Genomic DNA, 23,311 nt, shown 5'->3' on the forward strand with positions numbered 1-23,311 from the left:
TCTCTCGACCCTATGCGGTAACGATCGCCGCAGCGCGGCTGCCAAACGTCGAACTGCCGTAGAGCACCGCGGAAGGCCCGGGCGCATAGCCGCGCCGGAAGGCTTGCTCGGCCCACGCGAACTGGATGGAACCCGCAGCCGCTCCGCAGTCGCCGATGCAACTCGCCGCCAGCCAGACCAGTTGTTGCGGCCTGACTGTGCGCATCACCCGCATTTGCGCTAGCACCAGTTCCTCGAAAGCGTAGGATTCGCCGGCGACGTCGGATATGCGGAAGGCAACATCGTGAATCTCCACCCTGGCTTCCGCAAGGGCCGTCCGCAGCGCAGAGGCCAGGCCGTCCGCGCGGAACGGCTCCTCGTTGAGCACTGTCGCGGTCTCGCGCGCCAAGCCGAGACCATGCACCGTCACATGTGATTCGAGCAGCGGACGAGCGCTGACGACCGAGATGCTCGCCGCCTCGCCAGGAATGAGGCCGTCCGTGACGATGCTCGTCTTGAGACGGCCCGCCTTGTCGAGCCAGCCGAGGGTGCGCGTATCAATGAGCGTGTCCACGGCCAGGATGATACAGGCGGGAACTTTGCGTTCGGCGAGCAGCTTGCGTGCGTGCCAGATGCCGACGAAGGTGGACACGGCTCCTTCCGTCACATGCACGGAATGCGGTCCGGCGAGGGATGCGCCATTGGGCAGCGCCAGCCCGCCCACAATGCCGTTGAGGCGCGCGCCTGGAACCTGCGGTTCACGCGTACACAAGATGATCGGCATCTTGCCCCAAGGCAGCCGGTCCGCCTGTTTTGGGTCGACCTGGTCGGCGGCCAGACGCGTCAGGGCAGCGACGCGATCGCGGCCGCGCATCGTCGCTGGCAGGGCGTCCACTGACGCCCCACGTATTGGCTCGCCGTCGGCGTCGCGATAGGAAAGTTCAGCGAACGACGCTATGTTTGCCCGCATCGCGGCCGCCGTGCTCCCCGCCGAATAGCCGACCGGCGAGACGAGGCTAAGGCAGGAAATGACCGTCATTTCAGGCGCCTCATCTCCCTCAGAGCGGCAACTGCGACTCCCAGCCCCGCATAGTGCGGTTTTTCGCCGACGCGGGGGATGAGGTCGTTGCCGACTTGAACCTCCTCAAGTCTCACGAACTTGCGCGGCAGCTTCGAGCCTACCCGGCCCACCAGCACGATTCTGCTCTCGTGCGGAACGATGATGAGAGTATCAGGCACCATCGTCTTTCGTTCCAAATGGTCGTCGAACACGAAGCGCACCGGCACTGACAGTCTCGGCAGTCTTACCCCAAACCGACCTCGAGCGTTCATGCCGATGCAGCCGAAGACCATTCCCTCGCCCAATCTGTCGAGCCACTGGTCTTCCGGCGCCGCCTGAAAGTAGCGGTCGTCGAAATCCTGCGGCAGGAACGGCAGCACGTTCTCCATCCAGTGTTTGTCGTAGGTGCCGGCATAGCGAGCGCGCTCCTTGGCAAAACGCGGCACGGGACCAAAGCCGATCGGCTTTGGCCGGTGGTTCCAGATGCGCATTCGGGAATCCGGGTGCTCGACGCACGGCAGCGGGGTTCCATCGATGCTGCTCTGGCCGACAAGGTAGCCGCTGCCGATCGGGTTGATGGCGTCGCTGCGATGCTTCGCCGGGTCTGGATCCGTTCGATCGGTTCCGCCGAAGGCAAGGTGCCATGCCAACGGCATTGAAACGAAGGGCGTCGGTCGCGACGCCTGGATGCCCAGGCCGCCTCGGAACCAGCGCCTTTGGCCGGTAACCAACGCGCGCTTGTCCAATCCCGGGCCGACCAGACGCACTTCGACCGATTCGGCCTGCTGCCCCCGCGGTGCCATCGCCATCGCGTCGAGCAGGACCTCGCATTTGGGCTTGACGGGAGCGAAGTCGGTTTCGACGCGGATGGAGGTGAACTCCGGATCGCCGTAATGAGTATCGGCGTATACGAAAGGCGACTGCGCTTTGCTGGGCGTGCAGTTGCCTTGCTCATCGACATCGAATGTCGCGCGAACGACCGCGACGCAGAACTTCACGCAATGCTTATCCTGATAGGGAAAAGTCTCGGCGAGAAACGGGGTGGTGTTCTGGCTAACGAACATCAGCTGGTCTCCCAACTCGCGGCGAAGATCTGCTCCACCGTCTTTTGCGGTGCCTGCGGATCGACATCGAAAATATCCGTATGCGCCGCCCACATGACGAGATCGTCGATGACATCGCCCTCGCCGTCGACAGGCGGAACGGGCAGGGCAGCAAGCACCGCGTCCAGTTCATCGGGCGTCAGCTCTCCGCGTTGCGCGGCCAGGGCGGCGTTCTCGACCCCTTCGAACCACGCGTCTGCATAAGCCAGCTTGAGGGGTGCTTCCGACAGCCTTGCGACGACGCTCAACGGAAATTGCCGGCCGACCCGGTCAGCACTTTGCAGCACGATGCCCGCCGAGGTGCCGAATGCGGCGGGGCCGCTAAGGAAGCGCAGCGCCGTGTCCACCGGCCAGGTTTCTACCCCGAACAGCGGCACGATATGTTGCGCCAGCCAGCGGTCCCACACGCGCACGAAATCGCCCGGCAGCCGGCGCGTGACGAAATCGCCGGCGGCGGGCATCTTGCCGTAGAAGCCGGGCAGGATCAGATCTGCGGCGGACATGTGAACTTCTTGAACATTTCGAGCGTGTATGGGTTTTCGACGCTGGCCGCCTTGAGCTCGAAATCGGCCCACATCCCCTTGGTGCCGAGCCGCAGGCTGTAGACGTCCGTGAGCTTGGTCGCGTTGAAGCGGCCGCCGCGCAGCATTCTCAGCCACGCCCAGCTGCCAGTCTCGTTGAGCATCACTTCGGGCGAGCCGTCGACCGGCTGGAAGGCCAGCGAGATCACGCCGGTGCCGTCCTTGCCGGGCCATGTCATCGGCTGCGGCCTGGTTGCGTTGTTGTAGTAGACGAGGTTCTGGCCATCGAGGTTGAGCGTCACCCGCGCCACGTTGGGCGACAGATCCTTCGGCTCCAGCGTAAAATTCATCACCGGTCCGGTGCCGCCGGGGAAGAGATCGTCGCGAATGTGGCGCGCCTGCTCGAAGGCGGCGAGCGCCGCCGGATCGAGACCGAAATCGGCGCGCCATTTCCACGGCTCGCTGGCGGTGTCGACATAGTTGATCAGGTGGTCGTTGGTGAAGGCGTCGATCAGCCCGGTCGGCCCGAACAGGCGCTGGAAGTCGCGCACGTTGACATCTACGGCGCTGTCGGGACTGAACGGATAGCGGTTGTTGAGCGCGGCCTGGCAGAAGGGCAGGATGTCGGCGCGCCAGATGGCGTTGAGCTCGTTGGTGACGGCTTTCTGCGACAGGCCGCTTGTGTCGCCGGCAATGCCGCCCAGCCAGTCGTTGATCGGCGAGGGAAGGATCTGCGCCTGCCTGGCGACGGCGCCGGTCAGTTCGGCCAGCCCGCCTTGCTTCTTGATGGCGTCCTGCGGATTTGGGTTGGCGGTGACCGTCTGCAGCACGTTGGACAGCGCCGTCAGCGCCACGATGGCGGCGTCGAGCGCCGGCGGTTGTCCATCGACCTGCGCGATCGTGCCCTTGAGCGGCTTGAAATGCTCGGCCACCAGGCTGCCGGTCATGTCGACCTGATCGGCCGAGCCCGCGCGGGGCAGCAATTTCGCGCCCGTCTTTACCACCTTGCCCAATTTGCCGAGCTTGCTGAGCAGCTTCGAACCGGTCTTGGCGGCGCCGCTCTTGTCGTCGGCCGCCGCGTCGTCGGAGCGGGTCAGGTCCGTCTCCTGCACCACCGCCGTCAACAGGCGCTTCAACGCGGAGTCGGCGCTGGAAAGATCCTTGAGGTTCTCGCTGGCGACGTTGAGATCGGTCAGCGGTGCCAGCCGCATGTCGCGCAGGAAACTATCCCACTGCGCGATATAGTCGTCGTAATAGAGCTTCAGAATATCTTCCGACAGCGCCGAAACCGATGTCTCTGAATTCTCCGAACAGCCGCCGGCAAATACCGCGCGGTCGAGCGCGGCCTGTCCGGCGACATCCTCGACCCGGTCGAGGATCGCGTCGTGGAAGCCGGCATAGGTGTAGGGACCCGGTACGCCGACACGCAGCGTCTTGTCGGAGCGGCGCGCGAACACCTTGGCGCCGTTCGGTCCGGCGAAATTGGCCGGCACCCATTCCTTGACGGCTGCCACTTCGGGGTCGGCAAGCAACTGCTTGTAGGCGCGCTCCGGTAGCGAGATCGTGCACACCGTCTTCAGCGCCTCGGCGACCAGTTCCTTGTCCGGCGCGATGTAGCTGTCGTCGACGGCCATGCGGCGGATCGCGGCAAGCTGGTGCTCTTCGGCGTCCGCGGTCGGGAAGGGCGCGGCCGGCGCGAATTGCGGCAAACTGTTCACCCACCAGTTCTGGACGAAATCGGTGTCCATCTGCGATAGGCCGGTCATCATCCGGTAGGTCTTTAGCGCGCCGAGCATGAAATCCGGATCGCGGATCTGCCGCCACATCGTCGCCTCGAGCAGCGCGACCATATGGGGCTCCAGCACGTTGCGCAGCGCATGGTCGTAGGTATCGGTCTGCGCGCGCACCAGCTCGGCCGAGCCGGTCGGGCCGAGCAGATTGTGGACGGCATCCGGCGGTGCCGTGCGGGCCGTGGCCACCGCGTCCATCGCCGCCAGCGCGCCGTCCATTGTCGGCTGCTCGACCGCAGCCGGCATGGCGGCGACGTCCGTGAGCGGCGCCTGCAGCGCCTCGAATTGGCCGGCCTGTTCGGCGATCGCATTGCGGTTGTCGAGATAGGACCAGGTGAACAGTCCGCCGGCGAGCAGGGCGGCGAGCGCACAGGCGGCGGCGGCTCCGCGCCAGATCCAGGCGCGGCGGCGCTGCGCAAGCGGATCGAATGTGCCGAGGCCGGCTTCTTTGAAGATCATTTCGGTGAGCAGATTCCTGAGGAAGAAGCTGCGCTTCTCGACGCGCGCCGCCGGCATGGCGCGGCGCGGCGGCAGCCCGAAAGAAGAGGACAGCGCCGCGGTCAGCCGGTCGATCGGTGCGCCTTCCTGCGTCGCCGAGGTCAGATAGAGGCCGCGCAGCCAGGCGGCCTCCTCGTAGCGGCTCTCGCCGAACATCGCCTCGACCAGCACCTGGATCGGCTCGGACAGGCTGGCAAGCTGCGCCGGGAAGCGGAAGATCTCGGCGCGCTGGCCGAGCTTGTCCTCATCCTCCAGCCGCGGCACCAGCCGCCGCTCCAGTTCGGCGGCAAGCCTGGCGAGTTCCGTCTGGATCGTGCCGGCGTTGACGCGGGCCTCGAGCGGAAAAGTGGTTCCCCACACCTGCTCGCGCGCCGTGGTCGACAAGCCGCCGAAGAACGCTTCGAACCCTTTGATCAGATCGGCCTTGGTCAGCATCAGGTAGACGGGCAGGCGGATCTCCAGCCGGTCATTAAGCTCCGCCAGCCGGCGGCGGATTTTCCGGCCATGCGCCTTGATCGCGTCGTCGCCTTCCGAAAGCGCGTCGATTGACAGTGCCACAATCACCCCGTTGAGCGCGCGGCGGCCCCGATGCTTCTTCAGGAGGTCGAGGAAGCCCAGCCACTCCGCCGCGTCGACATCCGGCTGGCTTTCCTGCTGGACGTAGCGGCCCGCTGTGTCGATCAACACCGCGCTCTCGGAGAAGAACCAGTCGCAATTGCGCGTGCCGCCGACGCCCTGCAGATCGTCGGTGAGGTCGATCGGGAAATTGAGGCCGGACTGGCGCAATGCCGTGGTCTTGCCGGTGGCCGGCGGGCCGACGATCACATACCAGGGCATCTCGCGCAGGAATTTTCTGCCGCCGAGCTTGCGGCGCTTCAGCTCCGCCATCACCTCGCCGAACTTGGCGCCGACGGCCGCAACGCTTTCCTCGCCGGGTGTAAGCTGCTTTTCGGCGACCGGCGCCGCGATCTCGGCGACGAACATGCGGTTGGCGCGGATCGCGCGGCGTTGCGCGACGATCAGCCAGATCAGCCACAGGATGATCAGCCCGGCGATGATGGCGATACGCACATTGTCGGATTCGAACGGCACGTAAGGGCCGACCTGCACGATCGGGCCGAACACCCAGATCAGCAGCGAAAGCAGCGCGATGCCGATCAGCGTCCAGAGAAAACGCGATGTGATGACGGCCCAGAGGAAGCGCAGGATGAACATCTCAGAGCCTCTTCTCGACCAGAACCTCGACGCGCCGGTTGAGCGCGCGGCCCTCGCGCGTCGAGTTGTCGGCCGCCGGATCGGTTTCGGCGCGCCCCTCGGAAGAGATGCTCTCTTGCGGCACGCCGGCTTGCACCAGAAGCTTGGCTATGGTTTCGGCGCGCGCTTCCGACAGACGCTGGTTGCTGGCCAGCGGGTTGGACTTTTGCAGGCGCACATTATCGGTATGGCCGACGACGGTGATTTTTCCGATCAGCTCCTTATTGTCCAGGATCACCTTGGCGATCGCCGCGATCAGCGGTTCGTAGCCTTCCGTCAGCGTCGGCCGGGAGGACTGGAAGAGCTCGGGATTGGAGGACTGGATGACCAGCTTGGCCAGCGAGACGCTCTCGGTGCCGCTGAGCGCCCCCTTGAGGTTGTCCGGCGCCTCGGCCTTGAATTCCGGCAGCAGCGCGAAATCGACCGGCTGCGGCTCGGGTGCGGGCGCATCCTGCTTGGGCGCCGCGCGGGTGATGTCGCCGCGCGAGGCCGGCGGCAGCGTGCGCACCAGCGCGGAAAGCTCGACCGCCTGGCTGCTCAGGCCCATCGACAGGCCGATATAGGCGGCCGCGGCAACGACGATCGCGGCAAGCGCCATCACCCAGATCGGCACGATGAAGCGCTGCGGCTCGTCGGAGGCGATCACGCCTTTCCAGTTCGGCGACAGCGGTGCGTCCTCGGCGTCCGCATTGCGCAGGAAGCGCGCCGCCGCTACGCGCACGGCATTGAGCGAGCGGTCGCCGGCGCGGCCGGGTACCCGGTATTTGCCGCGGAAGCCGAGCGCCAGGCAATAATATTGCAGCTCCAGCATCTCGCGGTCGCGGTTGGGATGCCGCTCCAGCTCGTCGAGGCGGGTGAAGAACTGGGTGCCGGCATCGACGTCGCCGCGCAGCATGACCACCAGCGGCTGGCGCGGCCAGGCGCTGGCTCCGCCCCACGGCGTGTTGAGCGCGAGATCGTCGAGCAGCGCCGCCACCGCCCAGGCTGCCTGGTCGGCGCGCTCCAGCGATGAGCCAGCGGCGACAGCGGCATCGCGCGCCCGCACCAGCTCGTCGAGCAGGCGCGTGCGCATCACTTCCGGGTTCTCCGGCGCAAGCGCGCTTTCGAGTTCCGGCGCGAATTCAAGCAGCGGCGCGAAGATGTTGATCAGTGTGTTTGGATGGGCGCGCGCCCGCTTGACCGGCGCGCCCGGCGCCAGCGGCGCCATCGGCCGGGGCGCCGCACCTGTCAGGCGGATGCGGGTGCGCTCGCGATCCTCCGACAGTCCGAAAGGATCATCCCGGCTCATGGCCTCACCTGTTCACCGAATAGCAGTCGACCTGCGGCTCGCTCGGCAGCACACCGGAAACGCCGATGACGAAGCCGGGGGCGTCGAGCAGCGAAGCCCAATGCTCGCTCTTCTGGTCGAGCTCCAGGCACAGCCTGTCGCCGTCATAAGGGATCTCGCGCGGTTGCGAATGCAGCGGTTTCAACGGAATGCCCGGCAGGCGCGACTTCCACAGTCCTTCGAACTGATCGGCGGAGCCGACCGTCGCCTGGTTGACGAAGATCTTGCGCAGCGCATCTTCCGAAAGCTCGGAGCCGACGCGGATGACGATGCGGCTGGCGACCAAAAGCTTCGGGTTGTCGATGCGCACCTTCCAGACATTGGTCGCGTGCCGCATGACCGGCAGCGCGCGCGATTTCGGCTCGATGTAGCGCAGGCTGAGGATGAGCGAACGCAAGGCGTCGGCCAGCGCCATATAGGCGGGTCCTGGCGCCATGTGGTCGTAGGCCGGCAATTCGCCGAGCCGCCTGGAACTCGAGCCATAGGTCGCCATCTCGCCGGCGAGGCCGGCAAGCTCAAGATAGAGCTCGGCCGGATGGAAGACATCCTGCGCCAGCATGTGCGCAAGGCGCGGCCGCGCGGCGTTGGCGAGATGCAGCATCAAAAGGTCCTCGATGCTGCGGCCGGCGCCGCCCATCACCATCTTGCCATGCGCCTCGGCGATCTGGTCGAGGCCGGTGACGACCTCCTGCAGCAATTGCCGATACCAATGAACGGCGCCGGTGATCAGCGTCGGCGGCAAAAAGGCCTGGTCGAGCGAGACGCCGCCATCGGCGCGCAGGCCCTTGATGTCGGCGATCGGCAGCGCCGTGTAGCCGCCGACCGATTTGTCGGGCGCCAGCAGCACCGCTTGCGGTCGGGCGATCTCGATCTCCTCCGGATCGGCGCCGCCCTGCACGGCATCGCGCACCGCAACGATCTTGCCGTGGTAGCGCGCGCCCGTCGATGCGGCATGCGCCGGATCGAAGCCGACGCCGCCGGGCGGCTCCAGCGGCAGCGCTACCAGCACCGGCCCGGCGCCGGTGTCGGCGGTGACCGGCAGCGGCTTCGGCGCGTCCATCAGCTCCGGGATGGAGAAGGGCGTGCCGTCCGGGAAGATGCCCCGGGCGGAGACGATCGACACTTGGCCAGCATCGAGCAGCGACTGGTCGAGCGTCAGCTGCTGGAACCCGAACGTATGGAGCTGGCCGGCCTGCAAGGCGCCGCGCACCATCCCCTCAAAGAACCGGTCCTGCTGCTGGAAGTGCTGGGTCCTCAAGAAGAGTCCCTCGGACCACAGCACCCTGTTTGCGTCGCTCATGCCACTGCTCTCTGCACTGCCTTGTCGTCAGTCTGCTAGGCGGAAATGCCGCCCTTGCCGAGGCTGACGTTGATGGTGAATTTCGACCCCGGCGATACCGACTTGGTCGTGCGCCAGTTGCGTCCGCCGGGCTCGCGGATCAGCGCGACAAAGCCGAGCGCCGTCGCGTTCGGTTCGACCGTGATGGTCTTGGCCGCCGTCTTGCCCGGAGCGACCGAGATCGCGTCCGATCCGATGAGGTCGGCGCCTAGCGCCGAGCCGGCATCGCCCTGCAGCGCGAAATAATCGGCCGAGTTGAACTTGCCTGTGCTGGCAAGCCGCATCACAAGCACGGTCACCGGCCTGTCGCCGCCGCCCGGTCCCGGATTCATGCCGGCGCCACCGGTCACGTTGACCGAGATGACCGATGGTTTCGGCGGGCCGCTCTGGCAAGCCGCAAGCAGCCCCGTCGCGCCAATGGCGACGATGAATTCACGTCTGTCGATCATGTCCCTACTCCTCTTCATATGCATCCCTGAAATCTGCGCCGATCTCGCCCAGGAAGCTCGATTCCGCGCTCTGGGCGATGTCGCGATGGCGTTTCTGGTAAAGCTCCCACAGCTTGGCATTGCGCCCGCCGGCAAGCAGATTGCCGATCGCGGAATTGGACTTGAGCTCTTCCTCGATCGCGGCCGGATCGAAGCGGTCGATCATGCGCCGCAGCGCCGCCTGCACGCCGCGCCAGGCGCGCACGTGGTGCTGCGCGAGGTCCTTCACCGCGTCGCCGATCGCCGCCTCGCCGGAGAGAAAGCCGGGACTGCGTTCCGCGATGATGGTGACGATGACGTCCTCGACCGTCGGCAGGAATTTGAGCGGGTTGACCTCGGAGGCGCCGACCATGGTCTGGGCGACGCGCGCGCTGCCCTTTTCCTCGGCGCGCTTGCGCAGGAGTTGCATCAGGCCGTCGAGCATCAGCCGGTATTCGCGCCCGAACTTCTCCATTTCGGCGATCGCGTCGCGTCCGGGGAAATCGGCCTCCTCGACGCCGATGCCGCGCAGGAACGCCGCGCGCAATGCCATGTCGCTGGGCGCCGGTTGCGTCGGACGTGACGGTTTGGGAGAGGGACGCGGCGGCGCAGCGGGTTCGGCCCGCACCGGCGTCTCCCATGGGCGGGCGGCCTGCGGCTTCTCGGCGGCCTTTTCGACGCGGCCAGCTGGATCGGCACTGTTGCCGGAAGCGGGCGTCGCGGCTGGCCCGAAGCTGAAATCGTCGAAGCCGGACGGTTTCGCCGCGGGTTCGGGCATATCGCTGCGCAACGGCATGTTGCCGAAGCCGAACGGATCCGACCTGCCGACGACAGGCTCGTCGTTCGAGGCCGGCGTCGCCACCGGGTCGAGGCTGAACGGATCGTCGAAGGCGGGCGAGCTACGCTGATTGGAAGCGCGATCGTAAGCCCCCGGCACAGGCTGCTCGAACGGATCCGGCAGCCCGGCCGGGCGCGGCCGCTGCGGCTCCTCCTCGACCTTGGCCGAGAAGAAGTCGTCGCCGCCGATGCTGGCTGGCGTCCGCGATTGTGGCGACCATGCCGGCGCGGCGTTGGCGATCGGCGCCTGGCCGATCGAGGTGCGGCCGGCGCCGGGTTGAACCTCGACATGAAGCACATAGTCGCCCATGCGCAGCCGCATGCCGCTCTGCAAGCGCGCCGACCTGCCGGTGCCGAGCGGGCTGTCGGAATCGTCGATGAACAGTCCGCTGCTCGACATGTCGGTGACGTAATAGCCTTCGCGGCCGCCGCTGATCTTGCAGTGCGCGCGCGAGACGAACATGTCCGGGTCGTCGATCTGCCAGCCGGCATCGGCGCTGCGGCCGATCACCAGTTCGCCCTCGTCCAGCCGGGCCTGCCTGACCGCCTGCGAGCGCGGGCCTTGTTCCAGGGTCAGCAGCAGACTCATCAGGCTGCCTCCGCCATGTCCGGCCGCCAGCCGACGATGGTGCGCAGCCTGAGATCGTCGGCGTCGCCCTTTTCGGCGGGGCGCGAAAGCCAGGAGGTCCGGCCGAGCTGGATGGTTCCCATCTTCGGCGCCGGCACGGCGTCGCGCGCGAGCACGATGCGCAGGTCGACGTCGAGCGCTTCGCCGATCATGTCGCGCACAGCCTTCTTGAACAGGGCCAGGCGCCGTTCTCCGGGCAAGAAGGATTTGAAGTCGTCGAGGCTCAGCGGGCCGACGCGCAATTCGATCCGGCTCTGCCGGCTGAAGACGCGCGGGCCGATCGTCGCTCCGCCGCCGAGCGCGGCATAGGCCTTGCCGACGCGGCTCTGCAGCGCGGCGGGAATCGTGATCCAGGCGGCGACGAATTCCTTGATCTCAACCGGCACCTTGAAGGCCGTGGCGAGAAACAGCGTCAGCCGCTCCGCGCCGTCGACCTGGTTGGCCAGCGACCCGGCCTGGCGCAGCCGCACGGTGTCGAGCTCGGGATCCTGCGTGCCGGGAAGGCCGATGCCGGCCATCGCCTCCAGCATGGCGCGCACGCGCCCGCCGACCGAACGTTCGATCTGCACCGCCGGATGCGCATCGGCCCATGCGCGGTAGTAGAGCGCGATCATGCGATGCTGCAGGATGTTGACGAAATCGACGAAGGTCGTGTCGCTGGTCTGCTGGGCGTCGGCGCCGGTGAACCAGCGCTGCGACAGCCGGTCGAGCACCCAGCGCGTCAGATGCAGCGGCATCGGTCCTTCCGGCCCGAGCAGGCCGAGATTGGCGACGGTCACCCGCGCCGGAGCCTTTTCGCCAGCGTCCTGGAATTTGATCACGTCCCTGGCCGAGAAGCTCAGCCGCACATGCTGGCCGAGCCTTGCCGGCTCGCGGTCGGCGGTTCCGGAATGACCGAACAGTCCGCGCCGCTGCTCCAGGCGGCGCAGCAGCTCAAAGAAGTCGAAGCTCTCCGACAGCGCGTCGGCTTCGGCTGGGGCGGGCTGCGCTAGATCAGGTAGCGATTGCCGGGCGTCATCGGCCATGGCACATCCTCCTGCTTCTGCAGCAGCCGCGTACGGGTCCGCACGAAACCGTTTATCCCGGCATGGCGGGCGAACAGCCGCGCAAGCAGGGCCGAAAGCAGCAGCGTGCTCTGGCCCGCCAGCACCGACTGGTCGACATGCAGCGTGACTTCGGTGCCGCGACCGAAACACATCGGTCCGTCGATCTTGAGCCGCTCGATCACCGGGCGCGAGTCGACGCGGGTGATCGAATGCACGTTGCGGGCAAGGCTCGGATCGCCGCGATCGGCATAGAGGTCGAGCAAGGCATGCAGCGGATCGACGCCGCGGCCTTCCTTGGCGAGACTGAGGAAATTGAGCGAGAGCTGCGCCACCAGCCGCCAGGCGAGGTTGTCCGCGCGGGATTCGCCTTCGGCGCCGGCCGGCAGCGCCGCCGGGATCGCCGGCTGCGGCGGCCGCAGCGCGCCGAGCAACCGCACCGCTTCCACAGGGTCGGCGGTCTCCAGCGTCAGCGACGGCGTATCGTCCAGGATCGGCAGGTCGCGGTTGGTACAGAGCGCCATCACGTCGAGCCGCTTGAGCGCCCGGTTGGGTTGGCTGCCCGCCGGCCGCGAGATGGCGAGGAAGACGTCGTCGCCGGTGTAGGAGGTGCGGGTCAGGCCGTCGCGCCGCTCATCCTCCGTGGCCCGGCGCGGACGCCGCTCCGTCGAATAGACCCAGCCGTTGCCGCGGTTCTGCCCCAGGCTGAACAGTTCGGGGATTGTCGCCTCGCTGCCTTCGGCGTCGGCATCTTCCACCCGGGTGACCCGGAATATCTCGAAGTCGCGCGCCCGCGTGCGGTCGGCGTGCAGCACCTGGCGCGTCCGCCGCGGATCGATCTCGATGACGTTGCACTCGCGTTCGAACAGATTGATGATCGGCGTTGCGAACAGCTCGAAATCGGCCGCTGTCACATCGGCGAGTTCCGGCACCGGACGTCGGAACAGGAAGATGATCTCCATTCCCCCGTCGCATTTGCGCACCACCGGCTGCAGGCCGGCGACGCGCATATAGTGGAAGCGTTCGGGGATCATGAAATATTCGCGCAGCAGCCGGTATCCCTCGAAGGTCGGCCGCGTGCGCGGCATCAGCGCTTCATCGTCGTGGATCCCGACCATTTCTGGCTCGTGCAGCGCGGTGAGCGGATTGGTCTTGCCTTCCGCCCGCGCGCCGACGGCCGAACAGGCGCCGAAGATCGCGTCGAAGATGAGCGGCGCCTTGGCGCGCCCGGCGAAATAGAGATCGAGGCGGTCGAGCGACAATTCGCTGAGCTTGCCCTTTCCGGTCCGGGTAAGCGCGATGCGGAACGCCGCTTCGCCGCGCACGCCGCCGACCGGCGCGATGCCGGCGGCGGCCAGCGCACTGCGGTCCTGGAAATAGCTGACCGAATTGATCGCGATCGGCCACAGCGTGACCTCTTGCGCGGTGGTGAAGGTTGAGCGCGTCGAGAGCCCAGGATGCAGGCCGGAAACCAGCCGCGTGCCGCGCGCCACGGGGTGACCGGCGATCATCGATTGCACCTGCTGTCCAGGTTTCAGCACGGCCATCGCCGTCGCCGGCGCTGGCGTCACAAGGTCGGGATAGAGCACGTCGAGCACGGCGCGCGAGAAGCGCGAGCGCTCGGCGTCGACCTTCAGCCGCGTGCGCGCCGCCAGGAAGGCCACGCCGTCGAGCAGCCGTTCGACATAGGGGTCCGGACAGGGGACGGTGTCGAGGGAAAGATTGCGGGCCACCGCCGGATGCATGTCGGCGAATTCCGCGGCCAGCGCGCGGATATGGGTCAGTTCCTCTTCGTAATACTCCACGAAGACCCGATCCATCTCAGGTCTCCCGGAATTCGGTTCGCGCCAAGCCGTTGTCGAGATTGATCGTGGTGCGCAACCGCATGCGTTCCGGCGTCGGCGTCATGATCAGCACGGCGTCGATCTCGATCTTGAGACCGACGGTCTTGTCGCCAAGCGTGACGTTGACGGTCGTGGCGCTCTCCTTGAGACGCGGCTCGAAGGTGGCGAGCACCGCGCGGATCTCGCGCGCTAAAGTATCGCGGTCGAAATCCCGCGACGAGCGGCCCGAAAAGGACGGCACGCCGTAATTGACGACGCTGCGGCGCACTTCCGGAAAGTCGGCGAGCGGCGGCAATTCGTCCAAAGGCTGTTCATGCTCGGCGTCGGAAAGCATCGGCACGGACTCGAAACGCTCGGTGTTGAACAGGGCCTCGATGTCGCGTCGGACCGCTTCCCTGAGCACGCGCGCCGACACCACCACGCCGCGGCTTTCGATCTCGGTGCGGTGCTCGGTCTGGAAGACCAGCCTGTGCAGTCGTCGTTTCTGCTCGGATGTCAACTCGGCATCGGCATCGATGGCGCGCGCGCTGCCGGCAAGAAGAGCCTCGACGCGCTCGGCGCCGAGTTCTTCGTCCAGCCGGCGGCGCAGCCCGTCGATTTCCGACGTCAGCCCGGGCAGATCGTTGACGAGGCGGTCCCAGAGGGAGGGCTGGACCGCCTCGCGTTTTGCCCGCGAGCTGCCCGCGAGCTGCGCTTTCGAGCCAGGCCGCTTGGCCTCACTTGCCGACATAGACGTCCATTTCGATCTCGTCGTCCTTGTCGTAGACGAATTTGATCTTCTTGTAGGCGAAGCTGACTTCTTCCTCGATCAGGTCCGCCTCGTCGCGGGCCTGCCGCATGTCGTATTCCATGATCGAGGCGTCGGTGAGCGTGACCACCAGATAGTCGCTGGTCTCGCCGTCGATGGTGCGGCGCGCCGAAAACACCACCTCGTCGAGCGCCTTGTTCTCGAACAGCGCCTTTTTCAGGTAGGGCGACGACTTGTCGTAATGCTTGAAGAATTTGATCATTCCCATCGACACGCGGCCGCGCCGCGACAGCGAATTGGGGTCGTAAGGCGCGATCATCTTGTAGTCGACGCCATGAATCTCGATTTCGTCTTCATGGCCGTCGCGCTTGCTAGGGCCCTTGATGTCCGGGACTTTCAGGAAGCCGTCGATCTTCATCGAAGGCGCATCGGTTCTTTCTGGCATTGTCTTTCTCCACCGCTACGAAACAAGATGACTTTGCTTGCGATTTCAGCCCTTCACTGACGGCAATTCCGACACCAGCCGGAGCGAGGCATTGATGCCTTCCAGCTGGTAGTGCGGACGCAGGTAGAAACGGGCATTGTAGTAACCGGGCCGGCCCTCGACGCTGTCGACCTGGACCTCGGCCGCAGCGAGCGGGCGCTTGGCGCGCGCCTTGTCGTCGGCGAAGGCTGGATTGGCCAGCACGTACCGGTTGATCCATTCGGTCAACCAGATCTGCATGTCGGTGCGTTCCTTGAACGAGCCGATCTTGTCGCGCGCGATCGCCTTCAGGTAATGCGCGAAGCGCGACACCGGGAAGAGGTAGGGCAGGTTGGCGCTCAGCCGTTCGTTCGACTGGGCGTCGGGGTCGACCAGGCGCCCGGCGCGCGTCTCGTCGTCCTGCAGCGAATGCGCGCCGATGAAGGCCGCCAGGTCGGTATTCTTGCGGTGCAGGATCGGCATCAGGCCGAGCTTGGCCAGTTCCGCCTCGCGCCGGTCGTCGATGGCGACCTCGGTCGGGCATTTCATCGCGATCGAGCCGTCGTCTGTCGGGAAGGCGTGCACCGGAAGGTTGAGCACCGTGCCGCCGTTCTCGACGCCGCGGATCTGGGTGCCCCAGCCATAGAGCTTGTGGCTGCGGTTGATGTTGACGCCCATCGGGAAGGCGGCATTCATCCAGACATATTTGTTATGGTCGCCGCCCACCTCCTCCTCGAAGGTGAAGCCCTTAACCGGAACGGTCTCCGAGCCGTAGGGCAGGCGTGCCAGCACGCGCGGCATGGTGAGCCCGATATAGCGGGCGTCCTCGCTCTCGCGCAGCGACTGCCATGAGGCATAGGCCGGGTTGTTCACGATCATCTGCAGGTCTTGCGGGTTCGGCAGTTCCTGCCAGCTGTCCATGCGGAACAGCCGCGGCGAGGCGGCGGCGATGAACGGCGTGTGCGCGGACGCGCACACGCCGGAGATGTTGCGCAGCAGACCGACGTCGCGCGGGTGGTTCGAGAACTCGTAGGCGCCGATGATGCAGCCGATCGGCTCGCCGCCCAGCATCGAATACTCGTCCGTGTAGACTTTCTTGAAGATCGGGCTCTGGTCCCACATCTGGCCTTCATAATCCTCGAGCGTGTCGGCCAGCTGCTCCTTGGAGATGTTCATCACCCGGATCTTCAGCTTGGTATCGGTCTCGGTGTTGTTGATCAGGTACCAGAGACCGCGCCACGTGCCTTCCATCTCGCGCACTTCCGGCGCATGCAGGATCTCGTTGACCTGCGTCGTCAGCATCTTGTCGATGCCGGCGATCAGCGACTTGATCGACTTGATCGCATTGGAAGAGATGGTTGTGGTCTCGGAGCGCGACTGTGCGGCCAAAGCCAGGTTGCGCACCAGTTGCTGCAGCTTCTCGCTGTCGTCCTTCTTGACCTTGAAGTCCTTTTCCAGAAGTCCGCTGAATTCGCCAAGATCTATGGCTTCCGCCTCGGCGGTGGCGGCTGCGGTCTTTTGCTGTTCGGCCATGACTTACTCCTCGCCCTTGCCGTCATCCATCGCCTGGCTGGCGATCTTGCTCAGCAGCGGCTCGTTGTTCAAAAGCTGCGCGATGCGCTTCTCCGCGTCGACCCGGCCGTCCATGAAGCCGAGCAGCTCCTCGAGCTGACGGCGCATCTTCAGGATCTCGGCCAGTTGCGGGACCTGCTCGGCGATCTTGTCCGGCGCGAAATCCCCCATCTTGGAGAAGGTGAGATCGACCATGAGCTCTTCGTCCCGCTCCTGGCCCTCGGCCTGCGGCAGGGTGTTCTTCACCCGCGCCTTCACGCGCGGCCCCATCGCCTCCATGAATTTCGGGAAGCGGTTGGCGTCGGTTTCGACGAAGTTGCGGTCGAGCACCGACTTCGACGCTTCCTTGGTCTGCGAAGCGCCCGCAAGGTCGGCCATCACGGCCATGACGAACGGCAGTTCGATCGTCGTCGGGCTGCCGTACGTTTCGACGTCGTAGGCGATCTGCACGCGCGGCGCGCGGTTTCTTTCGATGACCTTCGCTTTGCTCTCTGCTGGCATGCTTTTCTACCTTTCATCCTTCTGGGCCGGCTTCTTGGGATCGGGAACGCCGGCAAGCAGCCGGAACTCCTTCAGCCCCGACGGGGCGAGATCTTCCATCAGTTCCACGAAATCCATGTGCACCATCCGGCGCACGCGCCGCGCCAGATGCGGAATGGGGCTGGATGGTTCGGTGCGGTCGTAGAAGGCGACCACGAGGTCGAGGCATTTGACGACCTCGTCACGCGAGTTGATCCGGTCCGGCAGACCGGCGCTCGCGTCCACAGGGCTTGCCACACTTGCCATCGTCTCGGCTCCATGACCGTTGCGGGCGGGCATTGCTGGTTCCGCCGCCTGCGGAGCGGCCTTCGCGGCGCCATTCGCCGTGGCGCCGGCACCGGAATTCCGCTCCAGCGTCGTCAGCAAACGCTGCAGGAACTTCTTCAATTCCGGGACCGTGGCGCCATGGCCGTCGATGCGGGCATTGAGCGCGGCGTCCACCGCGTCGAGGGCGGCGATCGCGGCCCGCGCGTCGGCGAGCAGCGACGTCATCACATCCGCTGCTTGATCGATTTGCGCCGCGCATCCGGTGCGCACGCGGTTCAACAGCTGATTGTGGGCGCTCGTCAGCGCCGCCTTTTCGGCGGTCCCAAGGCCAGAGGCTGCTTCCTGGAGCATGACGCGTTCGTCGAGCGCAGCCTGTTCGAGGTCCCGGCCGCTGATCGGTCCGATCGCGCGCGGGGAGAAGAAGGCCATCTGCCTGAGGTTCGCCAGCAAGCCTTCCTGGCCGTTCTGCAGATCGAGCAGCGCGTTGATGCGCCGCAAGGCAGCATCGCGCGGCGCGCCCGTCCGCAGCGACGGGTGCATGGTGTCCCAATACTGCTCGAAGGTTCGCGCAATCAGCGTCAGGCCTTGGGCGAGGCCGGCCAGCCCTTCCTCGTTGGCCAAGGCCCGCGCGACGATGACCAGCAGGCGCAGGTCCCGGCCGCGGGCGCGCAACTCTTCGGCCCTTTCGAGCACCGCCGCCCAGTCGACAGGACTGGGTTGCGAGGTGGGCTTGCTGTTGCCGTCATGGACAACTTTGAGCTGAGGCTCGGCCAGGCGCTCCAGCTCATGAAAGGCCGGGTCGTTGCGCAAGTCCTCTCCCGACGGATTCTCACCGTTCAGAGGATTCAGCCAGAGTGCGAGATCAATCACACCAACCCCCAGCCAGCGGCCCTGAGACCCCTATGTGACGTAACGTTATCACCGGCCTCATGCGACGACAATTGAGCAACTGCGCAAAAACTAACGGAAGCTAAACGCCACCGTTTTTTCTTCGGCCAAACCCATTGCGCGATTGCCGGACCCGGTATGTGAAATGGCTCGCATAGCCCGGGCAGCATTCGTGTTTGTTGGCCACGAGTTTGCAAGGCTTGTGTAACCGGGCGGTGCCGCCCGGGTAGATTCGAAAAACCTTATCCGGCATGCGGCTTTGTCAAGCCGCCGCTTATATGGCAGGGTACGATCGATGGGTTGCGGGAGCAGGTTCGATGGAACAGCGCCGGTCATCGCAGAGCTTCAAGCGTAAGGAACTGGTCGCCAAGCTGAACGCCACCGGGGTGCGCGCCTTCAAGGCCGCGGCCGACACGGCCAAGCTGCGCGGCAATCCTTATGTCGAGCTTGTCCATTTCATCCAGCAACTGGTGCTGTCAGAGCGCTCGGATGTGCAGATGATCATCGCCGACGCCGGACTGGATGCCAGCCGGCTGACGGCCGACATGACCCGAGCCATCGACAAGCTGCCCTACGGCGCCACCTCGGTGGAGGAATTTTCCGACCACATCTTCCACGCCATCCAGGAAGGATGGAATCTTGCGACGCTGGAGTTCGGCGTCGAGGAAGTGCGCAGCGCCCATATCCTGCTTGCCTGCCTGAAGACGCCGGTGCTGGAGGGTCTGGTCTCCAAGATCAGCGCCGAATTCGACAAGATCGACGCCGATGGGGTCATCTCCCGCTTCGCCGATGTCACCGAAGGCTCGCTCGAGGCCGGCTCACCGCCCGCCGAGCGCGCTGCCGAGACACCGATGAAGCGCGGTCCGGGTGGGGATTCGGCGCTGGCGAAATACGCCACCGACCTCACCCAGCGCGCCCGCGACGGCAAGATCGACCCTGTCGTCGGTCGCGACCCGGAGATCAGGCAGATCGTCGATATCCTCATGCGCCGTCGGCAAAACAACCCGATCCTGACTGGCGAGGCCGGCGTCGGCAAGACCGCGGTCGTCGAGGGTTTTGCGTTGCGCATCGCCCAGGGCGACGTGCCGCCGACGCTGCAGAATGTCAGCGTGCGCATGCTCGATGTCGGACTGATGCAGGCCGGCGCCAGCGTCAAGGGCGAGTTCGAGAAGCGGCTGAAGGCGGTGATCGACGAGGTGCAGGCCTCAGAGGTGCCGATCATCCTGTTCATCGACGAGGCGCATACGCTGATCGGCGCCGGCGGCGCGGCCGGGACCGGCGATGCCGCCAATCTCTTGAAACCGGCATTGGCGCGCGGCGAGCTTCGCACCATCGCGGCCACGACCTGGGCTGAGTACAAGCAGCATATCGAGAAGGACCCGGCGCTCACCCGCCGTTTCCAGGTGGTCAGGATCGATGAGCCCTCGGAAGCGGTGGCCGTGCTGATGTTGCGCGGCGTTGCCGGCGTGCTGGAGCAGCACCACAAGGTGCAGATCCTAGACGAGGCGATCGAGGCTGCGGTCTCGCTGTCGCACCGCTACATCCCGGCCAGGCAATTGCCGGACAAGGCGGTCAGCCTGCTCGACACCGCCTGCGCGCGCGTCGCGGTCTCGCAGCATGCGACGCCGGCCGAGGTCGAGGACATTCTGCGCCGCCGGCAGGCGCTCGAGGTCGAGAGCGGCATCATCGGCCGCGAGGCCGCGATCGGCATCGACGTCGCCGACCGGCAGGCCCGTGTCGACGCCGGGCTGGCGGAAACCGAGACAAGTCTGGCCGCCGCCCAGGCGCGCTGGGACCGGGAAAAGGCCTTGGTGGCCGAGATACTCGACCTGCGCGCAAAATTGCGCGGCGAGGGCGTGCCGCTCGATGCGGCGCCGGACGAAGGGGCCGCTGCGGAGGCAGAGAGCGCGGAGAGCGCGGAGAGCGCGGCGAGAGCGCCTGAACAAAGGGCTCCCGAGAGCAAGATCGGCGAGAGCAAGACTGGCGACGGCAAGGCTGCGAAGGCCGAAGCGATGTCCGCCGAGCCGGCAGACGAAGCCGCTGCCAACCTGGCGCGGCTGCGCGAATTGATGGCCGAGCTTGCCGCGGCGCAGGGGGAGACACCGCTCATCCTGCCATCGGTCGACCGCAATGCGGTCGCCGCCGTGGTGCAGGACTGGACCGGCATCCCGACCGGACGCATGCTGTCCAGCCAGACTGAAAAGGCGCTCAGGCTCGCCGCGACCCTGTCCGAGCGCGTGGTCGGTCAGGATCACGCCATGGAGATGATCGCCAGGCGCGTGCAGACCAGCCGCGCCGGGCTCGGCGCGCCGGAAAAACCGGTCGGCGTGTTCCTGCTTTGCGGCCCCTCCGGCGTCGGCAAGACCGAGACCGCGCTGGCGCTTGCCGAGACGCTTTACGGCGGCGAGCAGAACCTGATCTCGATCAACATGTCGGAGTTCCAGGAAGCGCATACGGTCTCGACGCTCAAGGGCGCGCCGCCCGGCTATGTCGGCTACGGCAAGGGCGGCATCCTGACTGAGGCGGTGCGCAGGAAACCCTATTCGGTGATCCTGCTCGACGAGGTCGAGAAGGCGCATCCCGACGTGCACGAGATATTCTTCCAGGTCTTCGACAAGGGCATGATGGACGACAGCGAAGGCCGCCGCATCGACTTCAAGAACACGCTGATCCTGCTCACCTCAAATGTCGGATCCGACGTCATCATGGATCGCACCAGGAACGGCACAGTGCGCACCGGCATCGACGATCTCGATACCGCGCTGCGCGCCCCGCTGCTTAAGGTCTTCCCGGCGGCCTTCCTCGGCCGCGTCGTCACGATACCCTATTACCCGTTGTCGGATTCCATGATCGAGGCGATCGCCCGTCACCAGTTCGGCAAGATCGCCAAGCGCCTCAAGGACACCAACGACGCCGAGCTGGTGATCGGCGACGGCGTCATGGACCTGGTCAAGGCGCGCTGCACGGAGATCGAGTCCGGCGGCCGCATGATCGACGCCATCCTCACCAACACGCTGCTGCCGGAACTCAGCCGCGGCGTCCTCAACCGCTCGCTCGAGGGCAAGAAGATGGCGAAAGTCATCGTCGGCGCGTCGCCGGAAGGATTTACCTACTCGTTCGAATAGGCCTTCATGGCGAGGGAAGCCGCCTTTGCGCGACGGGATGGTCGATGCCTCGTGCCGCCGGGCTGGGAGCCCGCTTGCCAACTCAAAGGCGTCTTGTCCTGCGCCACTCCTCATACTCTGTGCGGGCATCGTCGTGCAGCGGATAGTATCGTTGCAAGGGAGCGCCCTGCATCAGCTTCTCACGTGAAAACTCTTCCCAATCGTGATGCTTCTGTGCCTCTTCGATGACCTTGGCGGCCATTGCGACGGGAACCACCACCGCGCCGTCATCGTCGGCGACGATGATGTCGCCGGGGATCACCGTGACGCCGCCGCAGGCAATCGGAACATTGACCGCGTTGGGATAGATGCTGGTCTGCACATGATAGTTTGGCGTCCAGCCGCGCAGCCACAGGGGCAGATCGAGCTTTTCGACATTGGGCCGGTCGCGCATGCATCCATCGATGACGATGCCCGCGCCGCCTCTGCCCTTGAAATAGGTCGACATCATATCGCCGAAGACCCCCGAGCTCATATTGCCGCGGGCGTCGACCACGACCACGTCGCCCTCCTGCGCATGGTAGAGCACGTGCCGGTGCAGTTGCGTCTCGGGATCGGCATATTCTCCCTCGTCGAACAGGTCCGGCCGTTGCGGCAGGAATTGCAGCGTCAGCGCCGGCCCGACGATCGACTTGCCATGGTTCTGCGCCACCGGGCCGACCATGTGCGGACTGCGGAAGCCCATGTGGCCGAGCGTGCCGGCCACCGTCGCGGCGCCGATCTCTTTCAGCGCGTCGATCAGGTCCTTGGGCGGACGCGTGATGTCGGGAATATGCGTCATTGTCGAACTCCGGATGAGTTGGAACTACCAGTTGGTGACGGAACCGTCGCGGCGTTTGAGATGCGGCGCTTCCCAGAAGCGGAAACTCTGCGCCTTGATCGCCTCCTCGTTGACCTCGACGCCGAGCCCCGGCAGATCGCCGACCGGATAATCGGTCCCGTCGAGCCGCGGCTGCACAGGGAAGAAGTCGGAATTGTCGAAGCCCAGCTTCCTTTCGGGCGCCCTGGTTTCGAGCCAGGCGAAGTTGGGCACCGCGGCGGCCAGATGCACGGTCGCGGCGGTGCACACCGGACCGAGCGGATTGTGCGGCATCAGGTCCACATAATGCGCCTCGCTCCAGCCCGCGACCTTCATCGCTTCGGTGAGCCCGCCGACATTGCAGACATCGAGCCGGTTGAACTGATGAATGCCGCGCTCGATGTAGGGCAGGAACTGCCACTTGCTGGCAAATTCCTCGCCGATGGCAAAGGGGATGTCGGTCATCCTGCGCAGGGACTTGTAGGCCTCCGGCGTCTCGTCGCGTATCGGCTCCTCGAGGAAATCGAGCACGCCGCGGCCGAGCTTGTTGCAGAAGCTCGCGGCCTCCGCCACCGACAGCCGATGATGATAGTCGATGCCGAGCACCACGTCCTCGCCCAGCGCTTCGCGCGCCTTGTTCAGCATGCTCGCCGTAGCGCCTATCGAACCGCGCGGCTCGAAGATGTCCTTGCTGCTTTGGCCGGAGGGAAAGAAGCGGATCGCCTGCCATCCCTGCGCGCGCAACTCATTGGCGCGTTCGATGGCAGCATCGCCCTCGGCCTCGTCTCCGGTCGAGGCGAAGGTGGGGATGCGGTCGCGCTGCTTGCCGCCGAGCAGTTCGTAGACCGGCACTCCCAGCGCCTTGCCCTTGATGTCGTGAAGGGCGATGTCGATGGCGGAAATCGCCGCCTGCAGAACCCGCCCGCCTTCGAAATACTGGCTGCGATAAAGCTCCTGCCAGATCCGGCCGGTCTGCATGGCGTCGCGGCCGACGAGGAACTCGCGATAATGCTCGACGGCGCCGGCCACGGCCTTCTCGCGGCCGCTCAAGCCGCTCTCGCCCCAGCCGAAGATGCCCTGGTCGGTCTCGACCTTGACAAGCATCTGGTTGCGCGTTCCCACCCACACTGGGTAGGGCTTGATCGCGGTGATCTTAAGTTTCGTCGTCATTCGCGCCACG

Annotated in this window: 18 protein-coding genes; 1 reads left to right on the forward strand and 17 read right to left on the reverse strand. The window is 65.8% G+C overall.

Going from position 1 to position 23,311, the window contains the following annotated elements; genetic code table 11:
- Nucleotides 1-10 precede the first annotated feature (10 nt).
- From FJ419_RS04655 to tssA, 15 genes are all read right to left on the reverse strand, one after another.
- On the reverse strand, nt 11-1,018 hold the full coding sequence (locus FJ419_RS04655) for a hypothetical protein (RefSeq protein WP_140687977.1): 1,008 nt from the start codon (nt 1,016-1,018) through the stop codon (nt 11-13).
- Nucleotides 1,015-2,103, reverse strand: a complete 1,089-nt coding sequence (locus FJ419_RS04660) for a DUF2169 domain-containing protein (RefSeq protein ID WP_140687980.1) — start codon at nt 2,101-2,103, stop codon at nt 1,015-1,017. The genes FJ419_RS04655 and FJ419_RS04660 overlap by 4 nt, the downstream gene beginning before the upstream one ends.
- Nucleotides 2,103-2,645 carry a type VI secretion system-associated protein TagF gene (tagF, locus tag FJ419_RS04665; RefSeq protein WP_181170601.1) on the reverse strand — a complete coding sequence of 181 codons (543 nt, stop codon included), beginning with the start codon at nt 2,643-2,645 and terminating at the stop codon, nt 2,103-2,105. The genes FJ419_RS04660 and tagF overlap by 1 nt, the downstream gene beginning before the upstream one ends.
- Nucleotides 2,627-6,166 carry a type VI secretion system membrane subunit TssM gene (tssM, locus tag FJ419_RS04670; protein ID WP_140687983.1) on the reverse strand — a complete coding sequence of 1,180 codons (3,540 nt, stop codon included), beginning with the start codon at nt 6,164-6,166 and terminating at the stop codon, nt 2,627-2,629. Before tssM ends, tagF begins: the two co-directional genes overlap by 19 nt.
- Before the next feature lies 1 nt (nt 6,167).
- Nucleotides 6,168-7,493, reverse strand: coding sequence for a type IVB secretion system protein IcmH/DotU (gene icmH, locus FJ419_RS04675; RefSeq protein ID WP_140687985.1), 1,326 nt, complete (start codon nt 7,491-7,493; stop codon nt 6,168-6,170).
- A gap of 4 nt (nt 7,494-7,497) precedes the next feature.
- Nucleotides 7,498-8,832, reverse strand: coding sequence for a type VI secretion system baseplate subunit TssK (gene tssK / locus FJ419_RS04680; protein WP_140687987.1), 1,335 nt, complete (start codon nt 8,830-8,832; stop codon nt 7,498-7,500).
- Nucleotides 8,833-8,867: 35 nt separating this feature from the next.
- Complete coding sequence (gene tssJ, locus FJ419_RS04685; protein ID WP_095765815.1) at nt 8,868-9,320, reverse strand: type VI secretion system lipoprotein TssJ; 453 nt, start codon at nt 9,318-9,320, stop codon at nt 8,868-8,870.
- Nucleotides 9,321-9,324: 4 nt separating this feature from the next.
- On the reverse strand, nt 9,325-10,764 hold the full coding sequence (gene tagH, locus FJ419_RS04690) for a type VI secretion system-associated FHA domain protein TagH (protein WP_140687989.1): 1,440 nt from the start codon (nt 10,762-10,764) through the stop codon (nt 9,325-9,327).
- Nucleotides 10,764-11,828, reverse strand: a complete 1,065-nt coding sequence (tssG, locus tag FJ419_RS04695) for a type VI secretion system baseplate subunit TssG (RefSeq protein WP_140687992.1) — start codon at nt 11,826-11,828, stop codon at nt 10,764-10,766. The genes tagH and tssG overlap by 1 nt, the downstream gene beginning before the upstream one ends.
- On the reverse strand, nt 11,792-13,666 hold the full coding sequence (gene tssF / locus FJ419_RS04700; protein WP_140687994.1) for a type VI secretion system baseplate subunit TssF: 1,875 nt from the start codon (nt 13,664-13,666) through the stop codon (nt 11,792-11,794). Before tssF ends, tssG begins: the two co-directional genes overlap by 37 nt.
- Nucleotide 13,667: 1 nt before the next feature.
- Nucleotides 13,668-14,420 (reverse strand): type VI secretion system baseplate subunit TssE, encoded by a 753-nt coding sequence (gene tssE, locus FJ419_RS04705; RefSeq protein ID WP_140687996.1) that lies wholly within the window; start codon nt 14,418-14,420, stop codon nt 13,668-13,670.
- Nucleotides 14,407-14,856 carry an Hcp family type VI secretion system effector gene (locus FJ419_RS04710; protein WP_164772067.1) on the reverse strand — a complete coding sequence of 150 codons (450 nt, stop codon included), beginning with the start codon at nt 14,854-14,856 and terminating at the stop codon, nt 14,407-14,409. Before FJ419_RS04710 ends, tssE begins: the two co-directional genes overlap by 14 nt.
- A gap of 72 nt (nt 14,857-14,928) precedes the next feature.
- Nucleotides 14,929-16,434, reverse strand: coding sequence for a type VI secretion system contractile sheath large subunit (gene tssC, locus FJ419_RS04715; protein WP_140636303.1), 1,506 nt, complete (start codon nt 16,432-16,434; stop codon nt 14,929-14,931).
- 3 nt (nt 16,435-16,437) lie between these two features.
- Complete coding sequence (gene tssB, locus FJ419_RS04720; RefSeq protein WP_140542130.1) at nt 16,438-16,974, reverse strand: type VI secretion system contractile sheath small subunit; 537 nt, start codon at nt 16,972-16,974, stop codon at nt 16,438-16,440.
- 6 nt (nt 16,975-16,980) lie between these two features.
- On the reverse strand, nt 16,981-18,150 hold the full coding sequence (gene tssA, locus FJ419_RS04725; protein WP_140687999.1) for a type VI secretion system protein TssA: 1,170 nt from the start codon (nt 18,148-18,150) through the stop codon (nt 16,981-16,983).
- Between the two features lie 335 nt (nt 18,151-18,485).
- Between tssA and tssH the strand changes: the two genes are divergently transcribed.
- Nucleotides 18,486-21,293: a type VI secretion system ATPase TssH gene (gene tssH / locus FJ419_RS04730; RefSeq protein WP_140688002.1), complete on the forward strand. Its 2,808-nt coding sequence runs from the start codon at nt 18,486-18,488 to the stop codon at nt 21,291-21,293.
- An 82-nt stretch (nt 21,294-21,375) separates the two neighbouring features.
- On the opposite strand, the gene FJ419_RS04735 is transcribed toward tssH, so the two are convergent.
- Entirely contained in the window at nt 21,376-22,113 is a 738-nt protein-coding gene (locus tag FJ419_RS04735; RefSeq protein WP_140688004.1) for a ribonuclease activity regulator RraA, read from the reverse strand.
- A 24-nt stretch (nt 22,114-22,137) separates the two neighbouring features.
- Complete coding sequence (locus tag FJ419_RS04740; RefSeq protein WP_140688006.1) at nt 22,138-23,301, reverse strand: mandelate racemase/muconate lactonizing enzyme family protein; 1,164 nt, start codon at nt 23,299-23,301, stop codon at nt 22,138-22,140.
- Nucleotides 23,302-23,311: the final 10 nt, after the last annotated feature.

Origin of the sequence: Mesorhizobium sp. B2-6-2 (genome assembly GCF_006440615.1) — a bacterium.
In the GTDB taxonomy this organism is placed as follows: domain Bacteria; phylum Pseudomonadota; class Alphaproteobacteria; order Rhizobiales; family Rhizobiaceae; genus Mesorhizobium.